The organism is Pantoea folii, assembly GCF_056678875.1.
Genome location: NZ_JBWXON010000002.1, coordinates 1 through 26981, shown reverse-complemented (window position 1 = coordinate 26981; position 26981 = coordinate 1). Strand labels below are relative to the sequence as shown.

Sequence of the window (26981 nt, the reverse complement as noted above, 5' to 3'; positions counted from 1 at the left end):
CTCAGAAACGGTAACCCACACCAAAGAAGAACACCCACGGATCGATGCGCGTGTTGATATTCTGTTGTTCACCGTTGGCTTTAAATTTCACTTCAGTATCGATGTCCATGTACCACAGCGATGCGTTCAGCATCCAGTCGCGGTTGATTTGATAATCCATCCCCACCTGACCCGCCACACCCCAGGAATCTTTGACGCTTAAATCACTTAAGCCCGCGTCCTGGCCGGTTTGATTAAATTTGGCATCGTAGAACGTGGTGTAGTTGATACCTACGCCAACATATGGGCGCACCGGGCTGCGGCTATCGAAGAAATAATACTGTGCCATCAGCGTCGGCGGCAGCTGGCGCACGGTAGCCAGATTTCCGGTGGCACCAAGGCCAACCTTGTGACGGAACGGTGTCGCCGCCAGCAGCTCCACACCGATGTTGTCTGTCGCCATGTAGGTGAAGGTCAAGCCTAGTTGGGTGTCGTTACTCACGTTAAAGCCGCCCATACCCAGCACATTGTCAGAGCCTTCGGTTGGACGAACAGTCGCGCTACCGGCACGCATGAAAAAATCCCCCGCCTGATGAGCCAGTGCCAGTTGCGGGATAGCCAGAGCCAGTAGCAATGCGCATTTTGCCAGTTTCATAATCACTCCTTTGCAGAAAAGTAGGGTCTTAATCGGGATTGCGGCACAAGATCTAACCCTTTTTTGGTAAAAGATCATCTGCATCAATTCAAATTAATCACTTAAAAAACAATGAATTGATTCAGATCAATTTTCGGCATTGCGCGCCTGAAAGAAAAAACGCTGAGGGGGTTTTGAGGGCAGATGAAGAGGCTTTGCTGCTTTTATGAACCGGGTACGAACTTTAATTCCCCATTCTTTACCAGAGATGACACAAAGTTATGGTCTTGCGGGTGCCCGCCAGCCCACAGAACATGTACAATCGCCGGGTTAATTAACCCGGTTCCATCAAGGAGAGTACATGTCTATCACGGCAAGCTCGTTATACCGTGACACAGGAAATTTTCTGCGTCATCAGCTGGTTACTATTGTGCTGATGGCGTTGTTGACGTCGTTCATTACGGTGATTGTCGGTCATGCATTAACCCCAGGCGAAGACCAGTTATCCCTGCTTAGCCAGGCTGACGACAGCGCAACCTCACTGTTTGAGCTGGTACAGAATATGTCACCGGATCAGCAGCGCATCCTGCTGCGCGCTTCCGCAGCCGGCACCTTTGCCGCGCTGATCGGCAACACGCTGCTGCTGGGCGGTATGCTGTGCCTGATCCCGCTGGTCTCCAATGGCCAACGCGTGAGTGCCCTGCGAGCAATCGGTGCCTCCGCGCCACTGCTGCCGAAACTGCTGCTGCAGACCTTCCTGATTACCTTGCTGGTGCAAATTGGCTTTATGGTATTGATGGTGCCTGGCGTGATTCTGGCGATTCTGCTGTCACTGGCACCGGTGATACTGGTCAGCGAGAAAATGGGTGTGATTGGCGCGATGCGCGCCAGTATGAAACTGGCATGGAAGAACATGAAAGTTATCGCCCCTGCCATTGTGCTGTGGTTGCTGGCGAAGATTGTGCTGATGTTCCTCATCTCATCACTCACAGTGCTACCGGTGAACATCGCGTCGGTGGTGATGAACGCGCTGGGTAATCTGGTCTCAGCGATTCTGATTATCTATTTGTACCGACTGTATATGCTGTTACGTTAACAGCGATGGCGCTCTGCGGAGCGCCTTTATTGAACGCTCCTGCCCTAACTGGAAACGCTATGAAGCAGTTACTCGATTTTCTTCCCCTGGTAGTTTTCTTCATCTTCTACAAGCTGTACGACATCTTTGTCGCTTCTGGTGCCCTGATTGTCGCCACGGGTCTGGCGCTGGTGGTCAGCTGGGTGCTGTATCGCAAACTGGAAAAGATGACGCTTTTCACCTTCGCACTGGTGACGGTATTCGGCACGTTGACGCTGGTGTTCCATAACGATGAATTCATCAAATGGAAAGTCACCGTGATCTATTCTCTGTTCGCGTTGGCTCTGCTCTACAGCCAGTTCTTTATGGAACAGCCGCTGATTCAACGCATGCTCGGTAAAGAGCTGCAGTTGCCCGGTGTTGTGTGGCGTCGATTGAATATTGCCTGGGCCATCTTCTTCTTCGTCTGCGGCCTGGTAAATATCTATGTTGCGTTTTGGTTATCACAAGAGTTTTGGGTTAACTTTAAAGTGTTTGGTCTGACCGGCCTGACCCTACTGTTTACTCTGTTAAGCGGCGTGTATATCTGGCGACAGATGCCGCAACAAGAACAAAAATAAGCAACGCCGCCCGGCACAGTCGGGCTTCTCTTCACCTGCAGAAGAACTGAGCAATGGACGAAAAACATAAATTACCGCAAGGCGAGATGGTGTCGCGCACCCTGGCGATGCCAGCAGATACCAACGCCAATGGTGATATTTTTGGCGGCTGGTTGATGTCACAGATGGATATGGGCGGTGCCATCATGGCCAAGGAGATCGCCGAAGGTCGTGTGGTCACCGTGCGTGTTGATGGCATGTCGTTCCTGAAACCGGTAGCCGTGGGCGATGTCGTGAGCTGCTATGCGCGTTGCATACGTACCGGCAACAGTTCGATGACCATCAATGTAGAAGTGTGGATCAAGAAGGTTTCGTCTGAGCCAATCGGTCAAACGTATTGCGCCACTGAAGCGGTATTTGTTTACGTTGCCGTGGATAACAGCGGGAAATCCCGTCCGCTGCCACCTGGCAAAGCCAATCTTGCCGTTTAACAGCGATAAAAAAAGCGGTCAATGACCGCTTTTTCTTTGCCTTCAACCCAGGCTTACTCGATGTTAGCACCGCCGTTAATGCGGAACACAATGTTCATGGTCAAGCCTTTGCCAGGACGACCCGGCTGATAACGCCACTTTTTCATCGCCTGCTTCACTTCACGCTCGAACATGTTGCGCGGTTCGGCTGACAGAACTTCCACATTATCGACACGACCGTCGCTATCCACATCGAACTGCACGCGTACACGCCCTTCCACGCGTAACGCAAATGCACGCGCCGGATAGGCAGGTTTGCTCACGTTCATCGCCTTAGGCCCGTCAGAGACGTTTTGCGTTGGCGCTGGGTTACTCTTCGGTGCCGTGGTCGGACGCGTCTGAGTGGTCGGGATATCCTGCTTGACCGGATTCTCCTGCGGCTTCACTTCCTTACGCGGCTTCGGCTCGACCTTTTTCTCTACCTTTGGCTTAGGTTTTGGCTTGGGCTTCGGTTCAGGTTTCGGAATCGGCACCGGCTCGACTTTAGGCGGCTCGGGTGCAACTTCCGGCTCAGGTTCGGGCTCTGGCGGCGGCGTCACCACCGCGGGGGCCGGTTCTGGCTGCACTTCAGGTGCCACCATGGTCACACTGATTGGCTGGGATGCTTTCGGAACCTCAATGGTCTGATGAAACGATGCATAGAGAATGCCCGCAATCAGCGAGCCGTGGAGTACCACGGACAAGATCATAGCTACGGGGGTACGTGTAGGAAGAGGCGTAGTCAACGTCGTCATATCAGTCATATTCATTGAGTGAAGCGCAGATTTTAAATGCAAATAGCAATCAGTTTCAATAAGCGATGTGTAAGCCACTCGCAGAAAGGCGTTTTTTAGCGGAGATTGCGCTATATGACGGTGGATTTATCTTTCATTTGCACTCTGATTAACGATCACTTAACGTGTCTCGCAATTTCGGCAAGTCTAACGGGAGTACCCCATCGTGCTTTACGTCATTTATGCGGAAGATACCGCAGATTCACTGGAAAAACGCAATTCCGTACGCCCTGCGCATCTCGCGCGCTTGCAGTTACTGCAGGATGAAGGTCGACTGATCGCCGCTGGCCCAATGCCTGCTGTCGATAGCAACGATCCGGGTCCGGCAGGCTATACCGGTTCAGTGATCATTGCCGAGTTTTCCTCGCTGGAAACCGCACAATCCTGGGCTAATGACGACCCGTACATTGCCGCTGGCGTGTATGAGAAAGTGGCGGTCAAACCGTTCAAGCGCGTATTTTAATCGATGTGGCAGTCTGTTTTACTGCTGGTAGCGGTGTTAACGCTGATTGGCAGAGCACTCTGGATTTGGCGTCAGCAAGGCTGGCGCCAGGCCCGGCAGCACATCGTGATGTTCGTTGTGCTGGCGGCCGCATTACAGATCGTCAATATCTCTCTGGTGTTACGCGGCGCTTAACGGCCGCGTAAGCCACTTACATATTTTGCGTGATGAACAGGATAGATCGGCGATGCTGCTGCGCGACCTGATGACGAATGGCATGGATACGTTTATAGCGACGTGACTGCCCTTCCAGCCAACGTGCACGACGGCGGTGTACCTGACGTAACATTCTCCAGCGTGCCACTTCATTTCTGCTTCGTCTCATCACATCCTCATCAGACAGGCTAAACTCGCCAGGCATTATAAAGATCTGATTGAAAATGCCAAATCGAAAGCTTCATTGAACTGTCATTCACGATTAAAGGTTTCACTAGTGCTATTCAGCACGTAAACTTTCCTCATCAAAGCGCGAACAGGATGTCCACTTAATGACTACATTTTATACCCTAATCAGTTGGTTGCTGCTGTTTGGCTACTGGTTGCTGATTGCGGGTGTCACGCTGCGTATCCTGATGAAACGCCGCGCAGTGACGTCCGCCATGGCCTGGTTGCTGATCATCTATATTCTGCCACTGGTGGGTATTATCGCGTATCTGTCGTTTGGTGAACTTCATCTGGGCAAACACCGGGCTGAGCGCGCACGCACCATGTGGCCCTCCACCGCCAAGTGGCTTAACGACCTCAAACAGTGCCGCCATATCTTTGCCACCGAACACAGTGACGTGGCACGTCCATTATTTGAACTCTGTCACCATCGTCAGGGCATTGCGGGTGTCAAAGGTAATCAGCTACAGCTGCTCACTAACTCTGATGATGTGATGCACGCGTTGATTCGTGATATCCAACTGGCTCGTCACAACATCGAGATGGTGTTTTACATCTGGCATCCGGGCGGCCTGGCGGATGAGGTCGCGGAGTCACTGATGGCGGCTTCACGCCGGGGTGTACATTGCCGCCTGATGCTGGACTCTGCGGGCAGCGTGGCATTTTTCCGCAGCCCATGGGCGAATATGATGCGCAATGCCGGCATCGACGTGGTCGAGGCGCTACAGGTTAGCCTGCTGCGTGTGTTCCTGCGCCGTATGGATTTGCGACAGCATCGCAAAGTGGTGCTCATCGATAACTATATTGCCTACACTGGCAGCATGAATCTGGTCGATCCCCGCTACTTCAAGCAGGATGCTGGCGTGGGCCAATGGATCGATCTGATGGCGCGTATGGAAGGACCGGTCGCGACCACCATGGGCATCGTTTATGCCTGCGACTGGGAGATCGAAACCGGTAAACGCATTCTGCCGCCCGCGCCGGATGCCAACATCATGCCCTTTGAGCAGGAAAGCGGTCATATCATCCAGGTGATCGCTTCGGGGCCGGGCTTCCCGGAAGATATGATTCATCAGGCGTTGTTGACGGCGGTCTATTCCGCACGCGAACAACTGATCATGACCACACCCTACTTCGTCCCCAGTGATGACCTGCTGCACGCCATCTGCACCGCTGCGCAACGCGGTGTGGAAGTCAGCATTGTGGTGCCACGCCACAATGATTCGCTGTTGGTGGGCTGGGCCAGCCGCGCGTTCTTTACCGAGTTGCTGGAAGCAGGCGTAAAAATTTATCAATTTGAAGACGGTTTGCTGCATACCAAAAGCGTGCTGGTGGATGGACAGCTGAGTCTGGTCGGTACCGTAAACCTTGATATGCGCAGCTTGTGGCTTAATTTTGAAATCACGCTGGTGGTGGATGATGATGGATTTGGCAGCGATTTGGCCACGGTGCAGGATGACTATATCGCCCGCTCACGCTTACTGGATGGTGCGCGCTGGGCTAAACGTGCGTGGTGGCAACGCATCGTTGAACGACTGTTTTACTTCTTTAGCCCTTTACTGTAAAACGAGCGACAAGATTACCGCCTCAGAGTAAGCAGGAATGACCATGGATTTAAATAATCGCCTTACCGAAGATGAAACGCTGGAACAGGCCTACGACATTTTTCTAGAACTGGCCGGTGATAACCTCGATCCGGCTGACATCATTCTGTTCAATCTGCAGTTTGAAGAGCGCGGCGGTGCGGAGTTGTTTGACCCGTCGGAAGACTGGCAGGAGCACGTCGATTTCGATCTCAACCCGGACTTCTTTGCGGAAGTGGTGATTGGTTTGGGTGAAGCGGACGGCGAGCCGATTACCGATGTGTTTGCCCGCGTGCTGCTGTGCCGCGAGAAAGACCACAAGCTGTGCCACATTCTCTGGCGTGAATAATCGCTGACGCATAAAACAACGCCGGGCAATTGCCCGGCGTTTTCTTTTCGACCTTATAAGGGGTCGACCTTCAGACAGGATACTGCGTGGCGGAAACTGCCCTCCAGCAACGGACGCGTTTTTGCACACTCAGGTCCGGCAATCGGACAGCGAGTGCGGAATACGCAGCCCGAAGGCGGATTGATCGGTGAAGGCAGTTCACCCTCCAGTAGCTGGATCTGTTTGTTTTTTTCCAGATCCGGATCCGGAATGGGTACTGCAGACATCAGTGCACGGGTGTAAGGATGCTGTGGATTGTTGTACACCGAGTCATAAGTGCCCAACTCAACCGCATGACCGAGATACATCACCAGTACACGATCAGAGATGTGCTTCACCACCGCAAGGTCATGCGCAATGAAAATGAGCGATAATCCCATTTCACGTTGCAGCTGCTGTAGCAAATTCACTACCTGCGCCTGAATCGACACATCCAGCGCCGAAACGGGCTCATCGCAGATAATCAGCTTGGGTTCAAGGATAAGCGCACGCGCAATGCCAATACGCTGACACTGACCACCGGAAAACTCGTGTGGATAACGGTTGATGAGGTTTGGCAGCAACCCAACCTTCATCATCATGTTTTTTACCTTATCCTTCACTTCCTGCTTTGGCATCTTCGGGTAATAGGTGCGCAGCGGCTCGGCAATGATGTCGCCAATGGTCATGCGCGGGTTCAGCGAGGCCAGCGGATCCTGGAAAATCATCTGGATATCGCTGCGCGCCTGGCGCCACTCATCCTGACTCTGCCCCAATAAATCACGTCCCAGCCAGGCCACACGACCGTCGGTGGCTTTCACCAGGCCGATGATGGCGCGTGCCAGGGTTGATTTACCACAGCCCGATTCGCCCACTACGCCGAGGGTTTCCCCCTCATACAAGCGCAGGCTGACGCCATCCACTGCTTTCAGTGTTTTTGGCGGCTGCCAGAACCACTGTTTGCCGTCTTTAATATCGAAATGCACCTTAAGATCGGCGATTTCCAGTAAGACTTTCTTCTCTTCGATGACGGTGCTCATGCTAATTCCTCCACCGGTTTGAAGCAGGCACGCAGACGCCCTTCCGCGAAAGGCTCCAGCGGCGGTGACTTGGCACAAACGTCCATCGCAAAGGCGCAACGTGGCTGGAACGGACAGCCCTGTGGCAAGCGCAACAGGTTAGGCGGGTTGCCAGGAATGGTGGTGAGTGACTCACCCTCTTCCGCATCCAGACGCGGCACCGCACTCAGCAGGCCAATGGAGTAAGGATGCGCAGGCTGATAAAACACATCGCGTGCACGGCCATATTCCATGGTACGACCGGCGTACATCACCAGCACCTTGTCGCAGATACCGGCAACCACGCCGAGATCGTGGGTGATCATGATGATCGCGGTATTGAACTCGCGTTTCAGCTCGTTCAGCAGCGTCATGATCTGCGCCTGCACCGTCACATCCAGTGCCGTGGTCGGTTCATCAGCAATCAGCAATTTAGGACGACATAGCAGCGCCATGGCGATCATCACACGCTGACGCATGCCGCCAGAGAATTCATGCGGGAACATCTTCATGCGCTTGCGCGCTTCCGGCATTTTCACCGCATCCAGCATACGCACGGATTCTTCAAACGCCTGCGCGCTGCTCATCCCTTTGTGCAGCTTCAGCACTTCCATCAGCTGCTCGCCGACGCGCATGTACGGATTGAGCGAGGTCATCGGGTCCTGGAAAATCATCGCAATCTGCTCTGCGCGCAGCTTGTTCAGTTTGTTCTCCGGCAGGTTAAGGATCTCTTCACCGTTGAATTTTGCCGAACCGCCAATGCGACCGTTTTTTGCCAGCAGGCCCATCAGGGCGAAAGCGGTTTGCGACTTGCCCGATCCCGATTCGCCGACGATACCCAGGGTTTCGCCGGCACGAAGTGAAAAGTTAAGATCGTTGACTGCTGTGACATCACCATCGTGGGTGCCAAAGGTGACGCGCAGGTCTTTAACGTCCAGCAGCAGGCTACTGTTTCCCGCACGTGCAGCCATTGCTGGCTGAAATTCATGTATGGTCATCGGGAAACTCCTTAACGATCTTTCGGGTCGAGGGCATCACGCAGGCCATCGCCGATAAAGTTGAAACAGAACAGCGTGACCACGAGGAAACCCGCCGGGAACATCAACAACCAGGGCGAGACTTCCATGGAGTTGGCGCCGTCACTCAGGAGTGCGCCCCAACTGCTCAGTGGCTCTTGCGTACCCAACCCGAGGAAACTGAGGAAGGATTCAAACAGAATCATGCTGGGCACCAGCAATGAGGCATAGACCACCACCACACCCAGCACGTTCGGTACGATGTGACGTAGCACGATATTGAAGGTCGACACACCACCCACTTGCGCCGCTTCAATAAACTCTTTGCGCTTCAGGCCCAGCGTCTGACCGCGCACAATACGCGCCATATCCAGCCACGACACCATGCCGATCGCCACAAAGATCAGCAGGATGTTACGACCAAAGAAGGTCACCAGCAGGATCACGAAGAACATGAACGGGAAGGAGTTGAGGATTTCCAGAATACGCATCATCACGGAGTCGATTTTACCGCCGAGATAGCCCGCCAGTGAACCATACAGCGTACCCACCAGCACCGCGATCAACGCGGAGGCAATGCCGACCATCAACGAGATACGACCGCCAATCGCCACACGCACCAGTAGGTCACGTCCGGATGAGTCGGTACCAAACCAGTGGCCAGAAACCGTATCCGGAGCGGCTGACATCATGGCCCAGTCGGTATCATCATATTTAAACTGCGACAACACCGGCGCTAATATCACGAACAGGGTAATCGCTAACAGCACCAGCAAACTGATCAGCGCAGCGCGGTTATGGATGAAGCGGCGACGCGCATCCTGCCACAGGCTGCGCCCTTCGACTTCCAGTTTTTCACTGAAGGCATCCAGAGCTTCGCTGTTTTTCTTACTTAACATCATGGGCGAACTCCACCATCAGTAACGGATTTTTGGATCGATGACGGCATACAGCACATCCACGATCGCATTGAACAGAATGGTCAGCACGCCGACCAAAATGGTCAGACTCATCACCAAAGAATAGTCACGGTTCAGGGCACCGTTAACAAACAGCTGGCCAATACCCGGCAGACCGTAAATCGATTCGATCACCATTGAACCGGTGATGATGCCGACGAATGCCGGCCCCATATACGAGAGCACGGGTAACATGGCAGGTTTCAATGCATGGCGCAGTACGATACGGCGCAGCGGCAACCCTTTGGCGCGCGCGGTGCGAATAAAGTTGGAGTGCATCACTTCAATCATCGAACCACGCGTAATACGCGCGATGCTGGCGATATAGGCCAGAGACAGCGCCACCATCGGCAGCAGCATGTAATTCCACTGCCCACCGTTCCAGCCACCGCCCGGCAGCCAGCGCAAGGTAATCGCAAAAATCAGCACCAGCAGCGGTGCGACGACAAAGCTGGGTATCACGACGCCCGTCATGGCGACCCCCATTACCGCGTAATCCCACAAACTGTTCTGTTTGAGCGCGGCAATGACTCCTGCCGTCACGCCAAGGATCACTGCAAGGAAGAAGGCGGCGAGGCCGAGTTTGGCCGAAACCGGGAAGGCATGGCCGACCAGATAGTTAACGGAATAATCTTTGTACTTGAACGATGGACCAAAATCGCCGTGCGCCAGCTGCACTAAGTAACTGACGTACTGTTTGCCGATCGGATCGTTCAAATGATATTTGGCTTCGATGTTCGCCATCACCTCAGGCGAGAGCGTGCGCTCGCCGGTAAACGGACTGCCGGGTGCCAGTCGCATCATAAAGAAGGAGATGGTGATCAGGATGAAGAGCGTCGGGATCGCTTCCAGAAGCCGACGCAGGATGAATTTTAACATTGCCGTACCTACCAGGCTGTTGCTTCACAAAGTCAAAAAGGCGGCGCTACAGCGCCGCCACTATCGATAGCCTGAGTGCTATTAATGTTTAATGATATACAGGTTTTTATCGAGAGTTTTATCCAGCGGATCATTACCGGTGTAACCACCCACGTACGGTTTCACCAGACGCGCGTTGACGTAGTAGTAAACCGGGACAATGGTGCTGTCTTTATCCAGAATCTGCTCAGCTTTCTGGTAATCCGCGACACGGGCTTTATCGTCTACCGCTTTCACCGCATCGTGGATCACTTTATCGAAGTCTGCGCTCTTATAGTGCGAGGTGTTACTGCTGCTGTCAGACAGCATGATGTTCAGGAACGAGGTTGGCTCGTTATAGTCTGCACACCAGGCCGCACGAGAAACATCAAAGTTGCCCTGATGACGGGTATCCAGGAAGGTTTTCCACTCCTGGTTCTCCAGTTTGATGTTCACGCCAATGTTCTTTTTCCAGATCGAAGACGCGGCGATAGCCAGTTTCTTATGCAGATCCGAGGTGTTGTACAGCAGGTTGAAGGTCAGTGGCTTGTCAGCCGTGTAACCCGCTTCAGCCAGCAGTTTTTTCGCTTCTTCGTTACGCTTGTTCTGATCCCATTTGAACCAGTCTGGCGGCAGCAATTCCATGCCGTCGGTGGCTGGCGGGGTAAAGCTGTACGCCGGTAACTGCCCCTGCGCCAGCACCTTATTCACCATGATGTCGCGATCCAGACCCAGTTTCAGCGCAGTACGCACGCGCGGATCGGTGAATGGCGCTTTCTGGTTGTTGATTTCATAGTAGTAGGTGCAGAGATACGGCTTCACCATCAACTCTTTGCCGTTATCACGCTGCAGTTTTTTGAACAGCTCGATCGGCATGTTGTTATAAGTGATGTCACTGCCGTTCTCAGAGAAGTAACGGTTCACGTCACTGACTTCTGAGTTGATCGGCAGGAAGGTCACTTTGTTCAGTACGGTGTGCGCGTTATCCCAATATTCCGGGTTACGTACGATGGTGACACGTTCGTTGATGACGTGTGATTCCAGTTTAAACGCACCGTTGCCCACCCAGTTTTGTGGCTGAGTCCACTGGTCGCCAAACTTATCGATAGCAGGCTTATACACAGGTGACATCACGGAGTTGATCAGCAGCTTGTAGAAATAAGGAACCGGCTCGCTGAGGGTCACTTCCAGCGTATGGTCATCAATGGCTTTCACACCCAGATCGGTGATCGGTTTTTTACCGGCTATGATGTCATCGACATTCAGGATGTGGCCGTATTGCGGATAGCTGGCGTAAGGAGAAGCGGTTTTAGGATCGACTAAACGCTCCCAGCTATAGACGAAATCTTGTGCCGTGACTGGCTCGCCATTGGACCATTTAGCGTTTTTACGCAGATGGAAAGTCCAGACTTTAAAATCTTTGTTTTCCCAGCTTTCTGCCACGCCCGGAATCGGTTTGCCATCGCTGTCGCTGATGATCAGACCTTCGTACAGATCGCGTGCGATGTTGTCTTCCGGCACGCCTTCAATTTTATGCGGGTCAAGCGATTGCACTTCATCGCCATTACCACGTACCAGCTCCTGTTTTGCTGCCAATTCAACGCCTGCTGGCACTGCGGCCAAAGCAGCATTCCCTGCCAGTGCGCCGATTGCTGCAAGAACGCCTGCGGCAATCAGGCTTTTTTTCGTGATGTTGTTCATTACTTAGCTCCAGTTTTATTATCGTCACCGGTTCAGTGAACTGCCCGGCGTACCCCGTTTCCGGGAGATCTCTGCCTGTCTGAACAGAGACCACTACCACCCTTCAGGGTTTACCACGTTAATGTGCCGTCCGACTGTAGCGCCGGTTCCACACATTACTCAATGTTTCTTTATGTAATAGTATTTCAATGCCAGCATATCTTGCGGATCTTTGCCGGTAAAACCGCCTACCCAGGGTTTCACCAGACGCACGCTGACGCGATAGTAAACCGGCACGATGGGCGAGTCCGTATCCAGCTGCGCTTCGGCCTGCTGATACAATGCGGCACGCTGAGTGTTATCGGCAACCGTCAGGGTTTGCGCCATCAATTTATCGAAGGCATCGCTGTGATAGAACGCGGTGTTGATCGAGGCACCACTCAGCAGCATATTGAGGAAAGTTGAGGGCTCGTTATAGTCCGAGCACCAGGTAGCGCGCACCACATCGTATTGTGCCTGATGACGCGTCTCAAGCAGCGTTTTCCACTCCTGATTTTGTAGCGTCACCTCGGCACCGAGGTTCTTTTGCCACATCGAGGCGGCGGCGATAGCCTGCCGTTTATTCTGCTCAGAGGTGTTATACAACAACGTGAAACGCAGCGGATGCTGAGCATTAAAACCGGCATCGGCCAGCAGTTGTTTGGCACTGGCGTTACGTTCGGCCTGAGTTTGCTTCGACCAGGCAGGGGCTTCAGGCGAGATGCCATGCGTAAACGGCGGCGTCAGCGCATAGGCGGGGATCTGACCTTGCCCCATGATCTTGTCGGCGATGATGTCACGATCGAGCGTCAGCTTCAGCGCTGTACGAACTCTTGCATCATCAAACGGTGCTTTCTTGTTATTCATTTCATAGTAGAAAGTGCAGAGCACAGGACTGACTTTGACTTGATCGCCCAAATCCTGCTGCAACTTTTTGAACAAATCGGGTGGCACCACGCTGTTGGTCATATCCGTACCACCACTGCGATAGCGATTGATGTCACTGTTCTCGGAAGAGAGCGGCAGAAAAACGCCCTCATCAATCACACTGTGCGCGTTATCCCAATATTGCGGGTTACGCTTCAGGACAATCTTTTCATTCACCACCCAGTCAGCCAGCGTGTAGGCACCATTTCCCACATAGTTCTGCGGTTGGGTCCACTGCTCGCCGAATTTTTCAATCGCCGCGCGATACACCGGCTTCATCGCGGTATGGGCCAGCATGTCGACAAAATAGGGAACAGGCTCAGTGAGTGTCACTTCGAGGTGATGCGCATCAATCGCTTTCACGCCCAGTGAATCCGGCGAGGCTTTGCCCGCCAAAATGGCGTCGATGTTGGCGATATGGGCAGCTTGCAGATAACTGGCATAGGGTGAAGCTGTTTTCGGATCGGCCAGACGCTGCCAGCTGTAAACGAAATCTTGCGCGGTGACGGGTTCACCGTTGCTCCAGCGCGCATCTTCTCGCAGGGTGAAGGTCCAGATACGCCCCTGCTGGTTGCTCCACTGCTTTGCAACGCCAGGCACAATCTGACCATTGTTATCGGTCTCTACCAGCCCCTCTAACAAATTGCGGATGACATTAGATTCGGGAACCCCTTCCGTTTTTTGCGGATCGAGCGAGGACACTTCACTACCGTTATTGATGACAATGCGCTGTGTTGCAGATAATTGCGTCCCTGCCGGGATGTCAGCCGCCTGACTATGAGAGATAAAACCTGCCAGACAAAGTACCAGAGACGTGCGCGCAACTTTTTTCGCTACCATGCTCTTCATCAACAAATATCAACCTTAAATAAAAACCTGATAGCGAGTAAGCAAGAAGCGTACACATTTGTCGCGAACAGGGAAAAAATTTGTGATGAGCCGAAAATTATCAGAACCGATGCCCGCACGCCAAAGCTAAACAGCAAAAATGTTAGCTAATTCTCTTTTATCATGTAGACCGCGACAGGAGAAGTGTTAATTTTCATCCTGAAATATTATTCAACCAGATGTTTTATAAGCAATAAGTCAATATTCCGCTGATTTTATCGCCAATAAACCCTTGCAATCCGCTATTTTACTGTTAACGCTGCCAAACTCTCAGCTAACAATATGAAACGTTATTTGAGGTGATAAAACCTCCGAATAGTTACTGATTAAAATGAATATGGCAGTGAAATATACTGTGATAATTATCACATATATTTGTTGATGAACTGGCGCAGGAAGGAAAAGTAGTAGCAAAAGTGATGATAGCCAGATCATATTAAGCCAGGCGAATAACCTCACCCTATTGGTGCAAAATAATGGCCCATTGCACCAATATGGATCACGAAAGTTATTTTTTAACTAAAAACCCCGACAAATTAATTCAGCAAACCCGGAAATATCGCCTTCATCCCGGTGACAACAAACTCAATCCCCAGTGCCATTAAAAGCAATCCCATGATTCGGGTAATCACGTTAATGCCTGTTTGTCCTAAAACGCGCACCATTAAAGGGGCAGCTCTAAACAATAACCAACAGCAGAGCGCGAAAATCGCAATGGTGATAGTGAAACCGAGCAGGTTTATCCAGCTGTGGTAACGCGTGCTCCAGACGATAGTCGAACTGATCGCACCCGGGCCGGCCATCAAGGGCAAGGCCAGAGGCACCACACCAATACTTTCACGAATCGCGGTCTCTGACTTTTCCTGCTTGTTTTGCTTATCCTCGCCCAACTTGCCGCTGATCATCGACATCGCGATGGTTACCACCAGAATCCCCCCGGCGATACGGAATGAATCAATTGAGATACCAAACAAATGGAGAATGGCATCCCCCAGGAACAATGAGGTCCAGAGTATGATCGCCACAGCAAGATTTGCCGTAAAGTTGGTTTTATTCCGCTCAGCGACCGCCTGATAGCTGGTCATGCTGATAAACACGGGGATGATCCCCACGGGATTGACCAGGGCAAATAAGCCGACAAAAAACTTAACGTAGCCGGAAAAATCAAGTAGCACGGGGTTCACGGTGAGCTCCACGAAGGTAGTGTTTCAAATCGCGCTTAATGTAGTGCATAAGCCGGAGGGAAAACCAGTGGGTTAAGCGGAAATATATGCTGCTATTTCCCCTTACTTCCAGTTTATTCCTCTGCGAACAATGGCTCGTCGCCCACCTCATGTCATCTCCATCAACTAAAACCGCTTAATGAGTTACTTTAGTTGCTAAAGTCGATGCTGAAAGGTGTCAGCTTGGCGCCAGATTGATCCACATCAAAATTTGCCTACCTCATCAGGGGTAATCTTAACCCATCGAAACTATTGATACAGGCGTCAGCATTTTATCCTGGAAACCCTTTTAGTAAGCAACGGCAATCTACTCGCCACTCTGAACAACGTATAAGCATAGCGCGACTATACTTTCCGACTCAGGCTTGCTTACTAAAAGAGTTTAACTTCCTTCAGGAGAGCACTATGGCCGTTACAAATGTTGCCGAACTTAATGCACTGGTAGAGCGTGTTAAAAAGGCACAGCGTGAATACGCCAACTTTAGTCAGGAACAAGTTGATACCATTTTCCGCGCTGCTGCACTCGCCGCTGCTGATGCCCGTATCCCCCTCGCCAAAATGGCCGTCGCCGAATCGGGCATGGGTATCGTTGAAGATAAAGTGATCAAAAACCACTTCGCTTCTGAATATATCTACAACGCCTATAAAGATGAGAAAACCTGTGGTGTGCTGGATACAGATGACACCTTCGGTACTATCACCATCGCTGAGCCAATTGGCCTGATTTGCGGTATCGTACCGACCACTAACCCGACCTCAACCGCCATCTTTAAAGCCTTGATCAGCCTTAAAACCCGTAACGGTATCATCTTCTCACCACATCCACGCGCCAAAGATGCCACCAACAAAGCAGCCGACATTGTGTTGCAAGCCGCCATTGCGGCCGGTGCACCGAAAGACATTATTGGCTGGATCGATGTCCCGTCAGTAGAACTGTCTAACCAATTAATGCATCACCCTGATATCAACCTGATTCTGGCCACCGGTGGCCCAGGTATGGTAAAAGCCGCATACAGTTCCGGTAAACCGGCGATTGGTGTCGGTGCCGGTAATACGCCTGTCGTTATTGATGAAACCGCCGATATCAAACGCGCAGTCGCTTCTATCCTGATGTCGAAAACCTTCGATAACGGCGTCATTTGTGCGTCAGAGCAGTCTGTCATCGTGGTGGACTCGGTCTACGATGCGGTTCGCGAGCGTTTCGCCAGCCATGGCGGTTATCTGCTGCAGGGCAAAGAGTTGAAAGCCATTCAGGATATCATTCTGAAAAATGGTGCACTGAATGCCGCTATCGTCGGCCAACCTGCGGCAAAAATTGCTGAACTGGCCGGCATCAGCGTCCCTGCGACCACTAAAATCCTCATTGGTGAAGTGAAGCTGGTGGATGAGTCTGAACCGTTTGCCCACGAAAAATTGTCGCCAACCCTGGCGATGTATCGCGCAAAAGATTATTACGACGCGGTAGATAAAGCAGAAAAACTGGTGGCTATGGGCGGTATCGGCCATACCTCTTGCCTGTACACTGACCAGGATAACCAACACGAGCGCGTGCACTTCTTTGGCGACAAAATGAAGACCGCCCGTATTCTGATTAACACACCAGCTTCGCAAGGCGGTATTGGCGACCTCTATAACTTCAAACTTGCGCCATCGTTGACGCTGGGCTGTGGTTCCTGGGGCGGTAACTCAATTTCTGAGAACGTCGGACCTAAACACCTGATCAACAAGAAAACCGTGGCCAAGCGAGCTGAAAATATGTTGTGGCATAAACTTCCGAAGTCTATCTACTTCCGTCGTGGTTCACTGCCGATTGCCCTGGAAGAAGTCGCGACCGACGGTGCTAAGCGCGCCTTTATCGTCACTGACCGCTTCCTGTTTAACAATGGCTATGCCGATCAAGTCACTCGCGTGTTAAAAGCGCACGGCATCGAAACTGAAGTGTTCTTTGAGGTAGAAGCGGACCCAACACTCAGCATCGTACGTAAAGGTGCTGAGCAGATGAACAGCTTCAAACCCGATGTGATTATCGCCCTGGGCGGCGGTTCCCCGATGGATGCCGCGAAAATCATGTGGGTGATGTACGAACATCCTGAAACCCACTTCGAAGAACTGGCGCTGCGTTTCATGGATATCCGTAAACGTATCTACAAGTTCCCGAAAATGGGCGTGAAAGCGCGCATGGTGGCCATCACCACCACTTCCGGTACCGGTTCTGAAGTTACACCGTTTGCTGTGGTCACTGACGATGCGACAGGCCAGAAATATCCGTTAGCGGACTATGCGTTGACGCCTGATATGGCGATTGTGGATGCCAACCTGGTGATGGATATGCCGCGCTCACTCTGTGCGTTTGGTGGTCTGGATGCGGTAACTCACTCGCTGGAAGCCTATGTCTCTGTACTTGCAAATGAGTACTCTGATGGCCAGGCGCTGCAGGCGCTGAAACTGCTGAAAGAGAACCTGCCGGCCAGCTATCGTGAGGGGGCGAAGAATCCAGTAGCGCGTGAACGTGTGCATAATGCGGCCACAATCGCCGGTATCGCGTTCGCCAACGCCTTCCTCGGTGTGTGTCACTCCATGGCGCATAAGCTGGGCTCGGAGTTCCACATTCCGCACGGTTTGGCCAACGCCCTGCTGATTTGCAACGTCATCCGTTACAACGCGAATGACAACCCAACCAAGCAGACAGCTTTCAGTCAGTACGATCGCCCACAGGCACGTCGTCGCTACGCTGAAATTGCCGACCATCTTGGATTGAGTGCACAGGGTGACCGCACTGCCCAGAAAATTGAAAAACTGCTGGCATGGCTGGAAGAGATGAAAACTCAACTCGGTATCCCAACCTCAATCCGAGAAGCTGGCGTGCAGGAAGCCGATTTCCTGGCGAAAGTCGATAAGCTGGCAGACGACGCGTTTGATGACCAGTGTACCGGTGCGAATCCGCGTTATCCGCTGATTGCCGAATTGAAGCAAATCATGCTGGATACCTTCTATGGCCGCGAATTCTCTGAAGCTGAAGGCCCAGTGGCTGAAGCCGCCGATGATAAAACGGTGAAAATCGAGAAAAAAACCAAAAAAGCCTAACCGGCTAAAAACAAAAAACCCGCTGCGGCGGGTTTTTTTTATCGCTAAATAATCAAGCGTGCGGAGATTGCGCACCATAGATAGCTTTTAACGATCCTTCATCAATCGCCTGTTTATAGTGTTTACGGCAGACAGAAATATATCGCTCATTGCCGCCAATCACCACCTGCTCTCCTTCGCTGAACGGTTTACCGTTGACATCAAGGCGCAATACCATGCTGGCTTTACGACCGCAATGGCAGATAGTTTTAAGCTCAACCAGTTTATCTGCCCATGCCAGTAAATATTGACTACCGGTAAAGAGCTCGCCGCGAAAATCAGTGCGTAATCCATAACACAATACGGGAATATCCATATTGTCGACCACATCCGATAACGCCCTGACTTGCTCACGTGTCAGGAACTGACTCTCATCCACCAGCACACAATGAACCGGTTGCTTCGCATGCTCCCTGGCTATTTCCTGATTTAATTGTGTCGCAGCGTTATATAAAAAAGCAGGAGACGAAAGACCAATCCGCGAGCTTACCTTGCCCGCACCAAAGCGGTCATCAATCTCGGCGGTATACACCAGAGTGCGCATGCCGCGCTCCTGATAGTTATAGGAGGACTGAAGCAAAGCAGTGGATTTACCCGCGTTCATCGCGGAGTAATAAAAATAAAGTTGGGCCATATGCAGAATCTCATCGCAGCACAAATCTGATGGCGCGCAGTCTACCATAAACAAGTAAACCTGTAGCGATGCATTATTTTTATCATTTGCTCAAATTAACGACAATGGCAGGTACGTGATTCATCATCGACGTTAAAACAGCACTTTTTGGCAAAGAACAATCTATGCTGAGAATTTATTCAGCATTATTACTGCCAAAGTGTAAGGATTAGCACAACGTCACTGTGGCAAACGCGGATAATCAAGGCTACAGATCTAAGCGCTAACGGTAAATATATTTGTAAACCGTAATACAATGTGATTTCTGGTTTTTACTTAACGTTTTACTTTTTAATCTGACTATTGCAGTTATTTTTTAGCCCCACTATTATGAGTCGGCAGAACAACTCCCATTTATTATATTTTGAGATTAGGACAATGAGCGAAGCACTTAAAATTCTTAATAATATCCGTACATTGCGCGCGCAAGCTCGGGAATGCACTCTGGAAACACTGGAAGAGATGCTGGAAAAACTCGAGGTTGTCGTCAATGAGCGTCGTGAAGAAGAAACTCACGCGCAGGCTGAAAATGCTGAACGTAACCGCAAACTTGAACAATACCGTGAGATGCTGATTGCAGATGGTATCGATCCAAACGAATTGTTACAGGCACTTTCTGAGACCAAAGCACCGGGAAAAACCAAGCGTGCTGCACGTCCTGCCAAGTATTCTTACGTTGATGAAAATGGTGAAAACCGTACCTGGACAGGTCAGGGTCGTACACCAGCCGTGATTAAAAAAGCGATTGAAGAACAAGGTAAACAACTGGACGATTTCCTGCTGTAATTTTCCAGTGCTTCGAATTGTGAATAGCGCTAACGTGAGTTCACTTTACACCGGGTAAGAAAAAGGAAGCCGCTGGCTTCCTTTTTTAATGCGTCTTTATTGCTGATAAAAGCGACGATACCAATCAACAAAGTTCTGCACGCCCTGCTCAACCCTGGTTTGCGGACGGAACTGAATCGCATCATATAATGGCTGGGTATCCGCACTGGTATTGAGCACATCTCCCGGCTGCATCGGCAGCATATTTTTCTTCGCTTCAATGCCCAACGCTTTTTCCAGTGACTCGATATAGGTCATCAGGCTGGTCGGCTGGCTGTTGCCGATATTGTAAACCCGGTATGGCGCAGAGCTGGTGGCCGGCGATCCCGCTTCCACGGTCCAGTTTTCATCAGCCTGCGGAATCACATCCTGCATACGCGCGATAGCTTCAGCAATATCATCAATGTAAGTAAAATCTCGGGTCATTTGCCCACGGTTATAGACGTCGATTTGCTCACCGGCCAGCATTGCGCGGGTGAATTTGAATAACGCCATATCCGGACGTCCCCACGGACCGTAAACAGTAAAGAAGCGCAGACCGGTGGTGGGCAACCGGTACAAATGGGAATAAGTATGCGACATCAATTCGTTGGCTTTTTTCGTGGCCGCATACAGAGAAATAGGATGATCAACAGAGTCATCCGTTGAGAAAGGCATTTTGCGGTTAAGCCCATATACTGAGCTGGATGACGCATACAGCAGGTGGCCAACTTTATGATGGCGGCACCCTTCGAGAATATTGAGGTGGCCAATGAGATTGGCATCGGCATAAGCGTGTGGGTTATCAATTGAATAACGAACGCCCGCTTGCGCACCCAGATGGATCACGCGATCAAATGCATGATGTTCGAATAATGAAGAAATGGCCTGGCGATCTGCCAGGTCCATTTTCAGGAAGATAAACTCGGGATGCTGGAGGATCTGGTCTAAGCGCGCTTGTTTCAGGCTGACATCGTAATAGTCATTCAGGTTATCGATACCGACGACCTGGTGACCGGCGGCCAGCAAACGCTGACTCACGTGAAATCCAATAAAACCTGCCGCACCGGTAACCAAAAACTTCATACATCCCTCATTTATTACACAATTTGAATTGATGCTCCGCGGCCGATAGCGTAATACGTAAAGCCGCGTTTGCTGATACGCTCCGGATCATACAGGTTACGACCATCAAAAATCACGGGTTGTTTTAACGCGGTTTTGATAACGTCGAAATCTGGCGCACGGAAGTTCTGCCATTCAGTACAAATCACCAGGCCATCAGCACCTTGCAACGCCGCTTCTTTGGTACCGGTCAGCTTCAGGTCGTCGCGGTGGCCATAAATACGCTGCGCTTCTTCCATTGCTTCCGGGTCAAATGCCTGAATGGTCGCACCCGCTTCCCATAGCGTTTCCATCAGCACACGGCTGGAGGCTTCACGCATATCGTCGGTGTTAGGTTTGAACGCAAGGCCCCAGAGAGCAAAGGTTTTGCCACGCAGATCGTCACCAAAATGACGCTTGATGAAGCTCGGCAATTTGTTCTTCTGTGAATCATTCACATCTTCTACCGCCTGCAACAGACGCGGTGTGTAACCAATCGACTCAGCAGTACGAATCAGCGCCTGCACGTCTTTCGGGAAGCACGAACCACCGTAGCCACAGCCAGGGTAGATGAAGTGATAACCAATGCGAGAATCTGAACCAATCCCCTGGCGGACTTTCTCAACGTCGGCTCCCAGACGTTCTGCCAGGTTAGAGATTTCGTTCATGAAGCTGATTTTGGTCGCCAGCATGCAGTTCGCTGCGTACTTGGTCAGCTCTGCACTGCGGATATCCATCAGAATCATGCGATCGTGATTGCGGTTGAATGGCTCATAAAGCTCACGCAACAACTCAACCACGTCGTCGTTATCAGTGCCCACCACGATGCGCTCAGGACGCATGCAGTCGTTTACTGCAGCCCCTTCCTTGAGGAATTCAGGGTTAGAAACCACATCAAACGGGATGTTCACATCACGTTTTTGCAGCGTCTCGGCCATTACTGCACGCACACGATCAGCCGTTCCGACAGGGACGGTAGATTTATCGATCACCACTTTATGATCGTTCATGTGCGCTGCAATTGTCCGCGCAACCGCAGTCACATATTTCAGATCGGCAGAACCGTCTTCATCCGGCGGCGTACCCACAGCAATAAATTGCATGACACCGTGGTTAACACCCTCTTCTGCATTGGTGCTGAACTTCAGGCGACCCGCTTCATAGTTAGACATCACCAGCGGCGTCAAACCCGGTTCGAAAATCGGAATATGGCCTTTTTTCAGGTTTTCGACTTTCTTTTCATCGACATCAATACAGAGAACGTCATGTCCGACTTCGGCTAACACCGCAGCCTGAACCAGACCGACATAGCCGATACCAAATACAGTGACTTTCATTGAATTATCCTGTGTTTAATGAATTACTTTTTGTTGCCTACAGCGCCTTCCAGCCATTGAGTAAAGTCTTTACCCAGTACTGGATGACGAACGCCATACTCAACGAAAGCCTGCATATAACCCAGTTTGTTACCGCAGTCATGGCTTACACCGGTCAGGTGATAGGCTTCAACGGTCTCTTTTTCCATCAGCATGGCGATGGAGTCAGTCAGCTGAACTTCGCCGCCAGCACCTGGAGGGGTTTTCGCCAGCAGTGGCCAGATGTCAGCAGACAGCACGTAACGACCCACAACTGCGAGGTTGGAAGGCGCTTCAGAAGCTTTAGGCTTTTCAACCACACCCACCATTGGCGCGCTCTGGCCTGGTGCCAGGTCAGCACCTTTGCAGTCAACGACACCGTAAGCGGTCACATCAGCAACCGGCTCTACCATGATCTGGCTGCGGCCGCTTTCTTCGTAACGCGCCAGCATTTCTGCCAGGTTGTCTTTGGTTGGGTCAGATTCGTACTCATCGATGATCACATCTGGCAGAATCACGGCAACCGGCTCATCACCGACCAGCGGATGTGCACACATCACTGCGTGGCCAAGGCCTTTCGCAATACCCTGACGCACCTGCATGATGGTCACGTGTGGAGGACAGATAGACTGGATTTCGTCCAACAACTGACGCTTAACGCGTTTTTCCAGCATGGATTCCAGCTCAAAACTGGTATCAAAATGGTTTTCGATGGCGTTTTTAGAAGAGTGCGTAACCAACACGATTTCGTTAATGCCCGCAGCGATACACTCATTCACGACATATTGGATCAGCGGCTTATCGACCAGCGGTAACATCTCTTTTGGAATAGCTTTAGTAGCAGGCAGCATACGCGTACCCAGACCTGCAACCGGGATTACCGCTTTTTTTACTTTAGACTTATAGGCAGACATCTAAATACCTCTCTTAATAGGCCGTTCAAGTTAATACTTGATATGTCGGTTTAAAAACGAAATGAGTATATCAGTTACTATCAGACGGATTTATCCTGGATGGAGCTAATCCGCGGAATTTAAGACTATTACCCAAGTGTAAAGCTTACCCCTGGCCCTGTCTCCAGCCCGCAAAAAATATAAATCCAATCGCTTATTCTTCAGCCGATAACATCAGCCGTAGCCTGCCACCCGCGCCCCACACATGGCACTGCCAGGCATCAGCGCGTTGACTGATCTGATTGAGGTGCGTACTGCCCATAGTACCAAGCGGTACGCCATTACTGAGTTGAATCTGATGGGTGTTAATGTGCAATGTGGCGTTGAGGCCAGCGGAGACCAGAATCAGGTTTTTCAACTGACGATGGTAGTACCCCACCAACAAGGGGAACTGGCCACTGAGATTGGCCTGGCGTAACAGCATATTGACCTGGCGCAGCAGGCCGTTTAACTCCGGCAAGCGCTGTTTCTGTCCGGAAAGTTGTTCCTGTAACAGACCATTAAACAGCGCGCGCAACAGTAAGGCGGCCAACACGCCATTATCGCCTGCTCGGGTCACATCAAGACAGTAGAAGGCCAGATCCTTGTCGGACAACGCGGCAATATCCAGCACTAACCCTGGCTGTTCAGCCATGGTCAGTTGGCGATAGTTAATGCGGCAATTGGCGATGGTTTGCTGAACCGGAGGTTGCAACTGCTTCAGTAACTTAGACGCAGCTAAAGGATCGCGGACCAGTGCATCCCAATCCTGAAACAGCTGTTCATCTTCCTCAACTTTGGAAGTGAACATCGAAGGATAAAGGCACTCATAAACAGCTTCACGAAAACGTTCGAGGTTTCTGAGCGGCTTAAGCAGAACATCCTGAACCCCAAGGCGCAGGACATGCGCAATATCAGCCATGTTCTGCGTGGCAGAGATGATCAGGATTGGCACGCTATTACCGCGGCTGCGAATACGTTCGACGAACTGAAGCCCCCCCATGCGCGGCATCTCCAGATCGCAAATCACCAGATCCACGGCTTGAGCCGACAGCAAGGTTAAGCCATCGAGGCCATCTCCCGCTTCCAGCGTGCTGGCTCCCAGCCCCACCAACATAGTGTCTAACATCGAACGGAAAACGACCTCATCTTCGACAATGAGTATCTTTTTGCCGATTAGTGGTTTTTCCATTCTCTCCCCCTGCGTACCAGATATTTCAATAGTGGTTCATAAAACGCAGTTGCGCCTTTCAGAATTGACCGAAGTCGCACTGACTGTGAATGAACAACCTGATTATCTGCCACGGACCAGCGGTAATAGTTCATCCATTTTTTTCTCGACGGCGGCTTTACCTGCCGCAATGGCTTCTTCTGCACGATGAAAATCCAGTGTGGATATCTGCGGACAAAACGGTTGAATCAGCACATCCGGTGGATCGCCCGCCATACGATTACGTTTAAGGCGGTTTTCCAGAATCTGGATGGATGTGGACATGATCTCCATGGCACCCGGCGTTTGATTGGCCCGGCGGTGCGTCAGACCCAGTATGCGCTGGCGCAATTTTTTGCCCCAGCTTAATGCCTCAGCCGCGGCCTCTTCTTCACCGCTCTGTGGTGTCACCGATAATAAATCCTGCTGCATTAAATGCGCGTCATGCTGTAAGTCCACCGCGATGACAATGTCGGCGCCAAGGGCTCGTGTCAGAGATATCGGCACCGGATTGACCACGGCACCATCCACCAGCCAGTAACCATTGTAGCCAACAGGTGGTAATAAGCCTGGCATACTACAGGACGCACGTACTGCCTGATGCAAATCGCCTTCGGTTAACCACAACTCACGGCCGGTACTTAAATTCGAGGCCACCACGCCAAAGGGTTTATTGCATCCCTCAATCAATTCATTGGGGATCAACTGACGGATGTGGCTGAACACGCGGTCACCGCGCAGCAAACCACCACGCTGCCACGACAGATCCATGAGCCGGATCACGTCCCAATAGCGAAATGCGCTCACCCACTTTTCCATTACGCCCAGCCGCCCATTGACGTATGCCGATCCCACCAGCGCGCCGACAGAGCAGCCTGCAACCACATCAATTTCAATGCCGGCACGCTCCAGCGCATTAATCACACCAATGTGCGCCCAACCTTTGGCGGCGCCTGAACCCAGGGCCAGCCCGATCCTCACCTTTCTCATCGCACCTCGTGATTAGTCTGGTACGTAGCATCCCGCTCAGCAGTCGGCTACCATAGCGCACACTTTAATTAACTTTAATCACTCACAGGAGATGACGTGTCTGAAAAGTGCCCCTGCTGCAGCGGAAAGCAGTATAGCTTATGTTGCCAGCCCTTTCTGAGCGGTCAGGCATTCCCTGCCAGCGCTGAACAATTAATGCGTTCACGCTACACCGCCTATGTTGAAAAGAACGCGGGTTATCTGGCTGCGACCTGGCACTCCAGTAAGCGCGTGGCCGACCTTGAGACGTTATTATCTGAAAGTTTTTCCGGCACTGAGTGGCTGGGCTTGAATGTAACCCGTTGTAATCATGGAAGCCACGAGAATGAAGCCTTTGTGACCTTTTTTGCGCGTTACCGCGAAAAAGAGCGCACTTCGGCCATCTATGAATGTTCACGCTTTCTTCGTGAGGATCAACGCTGGTACTATATCGACGGAACGGTGCCCGAGCTGGGGCGCAACGATCGCTGTCCTTGTGGCTCCGATAAAAAATACAAAAAATGTTGTGGTTAATCTGGACAGATGCACAACGGCTTTACCATTCATCGCTTTGACAGGACTCTGATCGAGATGCAAGCGCAAAACATGCAACGAAAAGTTTTACGGACCATTTGCCCAGATGCGAAAGGTCTGATCGCCAAGATCACCAACATTTGCTACAAGCATGAACTCAACATTGTGCAAAACAACGAGTTTGTCGATCACCGTACCGGGCGCTTTTTCATGCGCACAGAGCTGGAAGGGATTTTCAACGACAATACCCTGCTGGCGGATCTCGACAGCGCGTTACCGGTAGGTTCGGTGCGGGAATTGCAGAGCGCTGGTCGTCGTCGTGTGGTGATTCTGGTGACCAAAGAGGCGCATTGCCTGGGCGATCTGCTAATGAAATGCGCGTTTGGTGGTCTCGATATGGAGATTGCCGCCGTCATTGGTAACCATGAAACGCTGCGCTCGCTGGTTGAACGTTTCGATATTCCGTTTGTGCTGGTCAGCCATGAAGGCCTGACGCGTGAAGAGCATGACAACCGCATGGGCGATGAAATTGATCGCTACCAGCCGGATTACGTGGTGCTGGCCAAATATATGCGCGTGCTGACGCCGGCTTTTGTGCAGCGTTACCCGAATCAGATCATCAATATTCACCACTCGTTCCTGCCTGCTTTCATCGGCGCGCGCCCTTACCATCAAGCTTACGAGCGTGGCGTAAAAATTATCGGTGCTACCGCGCACTACGTGAATGACAACCTCGATGAAGGTCCGATCATCATGCAGGACGTGATCAACGTCGATCACAGCTACACCGCAGAAGAGATGATGCGTGCCGGTCGTGATGTCGAGAAGAATGTCCTGAGCCGCGCGCTGTATAAAGTGCTGGGTCAGCGCGTGTTCGTTTACGGTAACCGCACCATCATTCTGTAAGCGTCCTGGCGCTGAATTGTGCAACTCTTCAGCGCCACGGATGAAAAGTGGGCAAACGATTCATATTTTTGTTTTCAGCGCTTTACAGTCAGAACGCATTTGGTATCATGCGCCCCGCTTTCAGGCACATTATTCAGGCCAGTGGCGGGATTCCCGAGCGGCCAAAGGGAGCAGACTGTAAATCTGCCGTCATCGACTTCGAAGGTTCGAATCCTTCTC

General features: G+C 51.5%; 27 protein-coding genes. 11 read left to right on the top strand and 16 right to left on the bottom strand.

Annotation, left to right across the window (positions count from 1 at the left end):
• Position 1: 1 nt before the first annotated feature.
• Positions 2-634, bottom strand: a complete 633-nt coding sequence (gene ompW, locus AC1MDE_RS03645) for an outer membrane protein OmpW (RefSeq protein ID WP_034828854.1) — start codon at positions 632-634, stop codon at positions 2-4.
• A gap of 340 nt (positions 635-974) precedes the next feature.
• Between ompW and AC1MDE_RS03640 the strand changes: the two genes are divergently transcribed.
• Genes AC1MDE_RS03640 through yciA form a run of 3 tightly spaced genes read left to right on the top strand, consistent with a single transcriptional unit; the run spans position 975 to position 2778 of the window.
• Positions 975-1709: a YciC family protein gene (locus AC1MDE_RS03640; protein ID WP_058959816.1), complete on the top strand. Its 735-nt coding sequence runs from the start codon at positions 975-977 to the stop codon at positions 1707-1709.
• A 59-nt stretch (positions 1710-1768) separates the two neighbouring features.
• A complete protein-coding gene (locus AC1MDE_RS03635; protein ID WP_034828850.1) occupies positions 1769-2308 on the top strand; it encodes a septation protein A in 540 nt (179 codons plus the stop codon).
• Between the two features lie 53 nt (positions 2309-2361).
• Complete coding sequence (gene yciA, locus AC1MDE_RS03630; protein ID WP_097116990.1) at positions 2362-2778, top strand: acyl-CoA thioester hydrolase YciA; 417 nt, start codon at positions 2362-2364, stop codon at positions 2776-2778.
• A 53-nt stretch (positions 2779-2831) separates the two neighbouring features.
• Here the strand turns inward: yciA and tonB are convergent, their stop codons facing one another.
• Complete coding sequence (gene tonB, locus AC1MDE_RS03625) at positions 2832-3551, bottom strand: TonB system transport protein TonB (RefSeq protein ID WP_201785666.1); 720 nt, start codon at positions 3549-3551, stop codon at positions 2832-2834.
• A gap of 205 nt (positions 3552-3756) precedes the next feature.
• On the opposite strand from tonB, the gene AC1MDE_RS03620 reads away from it, so the two are divergent.
• Together AC1MDE_RS03620 and AC1MDE_RS03615 are read left to right on the top strand one after the other, a co-directional pair.
• Positions 3757-4053 carry a YciI family protein gene (locus AC1MDE_RS03620; protein WP_058959818.1) on the top strand — a complete coding sequence of 99 codons (297 nt, stop codon included), beginning with the start codon at positions 3757-3759 and terminating at the stop codon, positions 4051-4053.
• A gap of 3 nt (positions 4054-4056) precedes the next feature.
• Positions 4057-4227, top strand: coding sequence for a hypothetical protein (locus AC1MDE_RS03615; protein ID WP_167347099.1), 171 nt, complete (start codon positions 4057-4059; stop codon positions 4225-4227).
• Between the two features lie 16 nt (positions 4228-4243).
• Here AC1MDE_RS03615 and AC1MDE_RS03610 read toward each other — a convergent pair whose 3' ends face one another.
• Positions 4244-4417: a YciY family protein gene (locus AC1MDE_RS03610; RefSeq protein WP_097117257.1), complete on the bottom strand. Its 174-nt coding sequence runs from the start codon at positions 4415-4417 to the stop codon at positions 4244-4246.
• 163 nt (positions 4418-4580) lie between these two features.
• Here AC1MDE_RS03610 and cls point away from each other — a divergent pair, with 163 nt between their 5' ends.
• Both cls and AC1MDE_RS03600 read left to right on the top strand, forming a co-directional pair.
• Positions 4581-6041 carry a cardiolipin synthase gene (gene cls, locus AC1MDE_RS03605; protein ID WP_058959819.1) on the top strand — a complete coding sequence of 487 codons (1461 nt, stop codon included), beginning with the start codon at positions 4581-4583 and terminating at the stop codon, positions 6039-6041.
• A 37-nt stretch (positions 6042-6078) separates the two neighbouring features.
• The gene (locus AC1MDE_RS03600; RefSeq protein ID WP_196250121.1) at positions 6079-6408 is read left to right on the top strand and encodes an HI1450 family dsDNA-mimic protein; all 330 of its coding nucleotides are present in this window, start codon (positions 6079-6081) and stop codon (positions 6406-6408) included.
• 53 nt (positions 6409-6461) lie between these two features.
• Here AC1MDE_RS03600 and oppF read toward each other — a convergent pair whose 3' ends face one another.
• The 7 genes from oppF to AC1MDE_RS03565 all read right to left on the bottom strand — a co-directional run bounded on the left by oppF (position 6462) and on the right by AC1MDE_RS03565 (position 15074).
• A complete protein-coding gene (oppF, locus tag AC1MDE_RS03595; protein WP_034828839.1) occupies positions 6462-7466 on the bottom strand; it encodes a murein tripeptide/oligopeptide ABC transporter ATP binding protein OppF in 1005 nt (334 codons plus the stop codon).
• Complete coding sequence (oppD, locus tag AC1MDE_RS03590) at positions 7463-8482, bottom strand: ABC transporter ATP-binding protein (RefSeq protein WP_058959820.1); 1020 nt, start codon at positions 8480-8482, stop codon at positions 7463-7465. The genes oppF and oppD overlap by 4 nt, the downstream gene beginning before the upstream one ends.
• Before the next feature lie 11 nt (positions 8483-8493).
• Positions 8494-9402, bottom strand: a complete 909-nt coding sequence (gene oppC / locus AC1MDE_RS03585) for an oligopeptide ABC transporter permease OppC (protein ID WP_034828835.1) — start codon at positions 9400-9402, stop codon at positions 8494-8496.
• 15 nt (positions 9403-9417) lie between these two features.
• The gene (oppB, locus tag AC1MDE_RS03580; protein ID WP_034828832.1) at positions 9418-10338 is read right to left on the bottom strand and encodes an oligopeptide ABC transporter permease OppB; all 921 of its coding nucleotides are present in this window, start codon (positions 10336-10338) and stop codon (positions 9418-9420) included.
• 81 nt (positions 10339-10419) lie between these two features.
• Positions 10420-12057 (bottom strand): oligopeptide ABC transporter substrate-binding protein OppA, encoded by a 1638-nt coding sequence (oppA, locus tag AC1MDE_RS03575; RefSeq protein WP_034828830.1) that lies wholly within the window; start codon positions 12055-12057, stop codon positions 10420-10422.
• 159 nt (positions 12058-12216) lie between these two features.
• Complete coding sequence (locus tag AC1MDE_RS03570) at positions 12217-13851, bottom strand: ABC transporter substrate-binding protein (protein WP_479402596.1); 1635 nt, start codon at positions 13849-13851, stop codon at positions 12217-12219.
• Positions 13852-14426: 575 nt separating this feature from the next.
• A complete protein-coding gene (locus tag AC1MDE_RS03565) occupies positions 14427-15074 on the bottom strand; it encodes a YchE family NAAT transporter (protein ID WP_480344295.1) in 648 nt (215 codons plus the stop codon).
• A 444-nt stretch (positions 15075-15518) separates the two neighbouring features.
• Here AC1MDE_RS03565 and adhE point away from each other — a divergent pair, with 444 nt between their 5' ends.
• Positions 15519-18197 carry a bifunctional acetaldehyde-CoA/alcohol dehydrogenase gene (gene adhE / locus AC1MDE_RS03560; RefSeq protein WP_034828825.1) on the top strand — a complete coding sequence of 893 codons (2679 nt, stop codon included), beginning with the start codon at positions 15519-15521 and terminating at the stop codon, positions 18195-18197.
• A gap of 52 nt (positions 18198-18249) precedes the next feature.
• On the opposite strand, the gene tdk is transcribed toward adhE, so the two are convergent.
• Positions 18250-18870 carry a thymidine kinase gene (gene tdk, locus AC1MDE_RS03555; protein ID WP_058959850.1) on the bottom strand — a complete coding sequence of 207 codons (621 nt, stop codon included), beginning with the start codon at positions 18868-18870 and terminating at the stop codon, positions 18250-18252.
• A gap of 417 nt (positions 18871-19287) precedes the next feature.
• Between tdk and hns the strand changes: the two genes are divergently transcribed.
• Positions 19288-19695 (top strand): histone-like nucleoid-structuring protein H-NS, encoded by a 408-nt coding sequence (gene hns, locus AC1MDE_RS03550; RefSeq protein WP_034828823.1) that lies wholly within the window; start codon positions 19288-19290, stop codon positions 19693-19695.
• A gap of 96 nt (positions 19696-19791) precedes the next feature.
• On the opposite strand, the gene AC1MDE_RS03545 is transcribed toward hns, so the two are convergent.
• The 5 genes from AC1MDE_RS03545 to rssA form a co-directional block, all read right to left on the bottom strand.
• A complete protein-coding gene (locus AC1MDE_RS03545; RefSeq protein WP_479400796.1) occupies positions 19792-20799 on the bottom strand; it encodes an NAD-dependent epimerase in 1008 nt (335 codons plus the stop codon).
• Between the two features lie 14 nt (positions 20800-20813).
• Entirely contained in the window at positions 20814-22154 is a 1341-nt protein-coding gene (locus AC1MDE_RS03540) for a UDP-glucose dehydrogenase family protein (RefSeq protein ID WP_034828819.1), read from the bottom strand.
• 23 nt (positions 22155-22177) lie between these two features.
• Positions 22178-23086, bottom strand: a complete 909-nt coding sequence (gene galU / locus AC1MDE_RS03535; RefSeq protein WP_034828817.1) for a UTP--glucose-1-phosphate uridylyltransferase GalU — start codon at positions 23084-23086, stop codon at positions 22178-22180.
• Between the two features lie 193 nt (positions 23087-23279).
• Positions 23280-24296, bottom strand: a complete 1017-nt coding sequence (gene rssB, locus AC1MDE_RS03530) for a two-component system response regulator RssB (protein ID WP_034828815.1) — start codon at positions 24294-24296, stop codon at positions 23280-23282.
• Positions 24297-24398: 102 nt separating this feature from the next.
• Entirely contained in the window at positions 24399-25304 is a 906-nt protein-coding gene (gene rssA, locus AC1MDE_RS03525) for a patatin-like phospholipase RssA (RefSeq protein WP_058959825.1), read from the bottom strand.
• Positions 25305-25400: 96 nt separating this feature from the next.
• On the opposite strand from rssA, the gene AC1MDE_RS03520 reads away from it, so the two are divergent.
• A complete protein-coding gene (locus AC1MDE_RS03520) occupies positions 25401-25856 on the top strand; it encodes a YchJ family protein (protein ID WP_034828811.1) in 456 nt (151 codons plus the stop codon).
• A gap of 57 nt (positions 25857-25913) precedes the next feature.
• On the top strand, positions 25914-26762 hold the full coding sequence (gene purU, locus AC1MDE_RS03515) for a formyltetrahydrofolate deformylase (RefSeq protein ID WP_479398682.1): 849 nt from the start codon (positions 25914-25916) through the stop codon (positions 26760-26762).
• The last annotated feature ends 219 nt before the right edge of the window (positions 26763-26981 follow it).

Excerpts from the sequence above, each read along its gene's own strand:
- ompW (WP_034828854.1), bottom strand. The coding sequence starts at position 634 with ATGAAACTGGCAAAATGCGCATTGCTACTGGCTCTGGCTATCCCGCAA.
- AC1MDE_RS03640 (WP_058959816.1), top strand. The coding sequence starts at position 975 with ATGTCTATCACGGCAAGCTCGTTATACCGTGACACAGGAAATTTTCTG.
- AC1MDE_RS03635 (WP_034828850.1), top strand. The coding sequence starts at position 1,769 with ATGAAGCAGTTACTCGATTTTCTTCCCCTGGTAGTTTTCTTCATCTTC.
- yciA (WP_097116990.1), top strand. The coding sequence starts at position 2,362 with ATGGACGAAAAACATAAATTACCGCAAGGCGAGATGGTGTCGCGCACC.
- tonB (WP_201785666.1), bottom strand. The coding sequence starts at position 3,551 with ATGACGACGTTGACTACGCCTCTTCCTACACGTACCCCCGTAGCTATG.
- AC1MDE_RS03615 (WP_167347099.1), top strand. The coding sequence starts at position 4,057 with ATGTGGCAGTCTGTTTTACTGCTGGTAGCGGTGTTAACGCTGATTGGC.
- AC1MDE_RS03610 (WP_097117257.1), bottom strand. The coding sequence starts at position 4,417 with ATGAGACGAAGCAGAAATGAAGTGGCACGCTGGAGAATGTTACGTCAG.
- cls (WP_058959819.1), top strand. The coding sequence starts at position 4,581 with ATGACTACATTTTATACCCTAATCAGTTGGTTGCTGCTGTTTGGCTAC.
- AC1MDE_RS03600 (WP_196250121.1), top strand. The coding sequence starts at position 6,079 with ATGACCATGGATTTAAATAATCGCCTTACCGAAGATGAAACGCTGGAA.
- oppF (WP_034828839.1), bottom strand. The coding sequence starts at position 7,466 with ATGAGCACCGTCATCGAAGAGAAGAAAGTCTTACTGGAAATCGCCGAT.
- oppD (WP_058959820.1), bottom strand. The coding sequence starts at position 8,482 with ATGACCATACATGAATTTCAGCCAGCAATGGCTGCACGTGCGGGAAAC.
- oppC (WP_034828835.1), bottom strand. The coding sequence starts at position 9,402 with ATGATGTTAAGTAAGAAAAACAGCGAAGCTCTGGATGCCTTCAGTGAA.
- oppB (WP_034828832.1), bottom strand. The coding sequence starts at position 10,338 with ATGTTAAAATTCATCCTGCGTCGGCTTCTGGAAGCGATCCCGACGCTC.
- oppA (WP_034828830.1), bottom strand. The coding sequence starts at position 12,057 with ATGAACAACATCACGAAAAAAAGCCTGATTGCCGCAGGCGTTCTTGCA.
- AC1MDE_RS03570 (WP_479402596.1), bottom strand. The coding sequence starts at position 13,851 with ATGAAGAGCATGGTAGCGAAAAAAGTTGCGCGCACGTCTCTGGTACTT.
- adhE (WP_034828825.1), top strand. The coding sequence starts at position 15,519 with ATGGCCGTTACAAATGTTGCCGAACTTAATGCACTGGTAGAGCGTGTT.
- tdk (WP_058959850.1), bottom strand. The coding sequence starts at position 18,870 with ATGGCCCAACTTTATTTTTATTACTCCGCGATGAACGCGGGTAAATCC.
- hns (WP_034828823.1), top strand. The coding sequence starts at position 19,288 with ATGAGCGAAGCACTTAAAATTCTTAATAATATCCGTACATTGCGCGCG.
- AC1MDE_RS03545 (WP_479400796.1), bottom strand. The coding sequence starts at position 20,799 with ATGAAGTTTTTGGTTACCGGTGCGGCAGGTTTTATTGGATTTCACGTG.
- AC1MDE_RS03540 (WP_034828819.1), bottom strand. The coding sequence starts at position 22,154 with ATGAAAGTCACTGTATTTGGTATCGGCTATGTCGGTCTGGTTCAGGCT.
- galU (WP_034828817.1), bottom strand. The coding sequence starts at position 23,086 with ATGTCTGCCTATAAGTCTAAAGTAAAAAAAGCGGTAATCCCGGTTGCA.
- rssB (WP_034828815.1), bottom strand. The coding sequence starts at position 24,296 with ATGGAAAAACCACTAATCGGCAAAAAGATACTCATTGTCGAAGATGAG.
- rssA (WP_058959825.1), bottom strand. The coding sequence starts at position 25,304 with ATGAGAAAGGTGAGGATCGGGCTGGCCCTGGGTTCAGGCGCCGCCAAA.
- purU (WP_479398682.1), top strand. The coding sequence starts at position 25,914 with ATGCAAGCGCAAAACATGCAACGAAAAGTTTTACGGACCATTTGCCCA.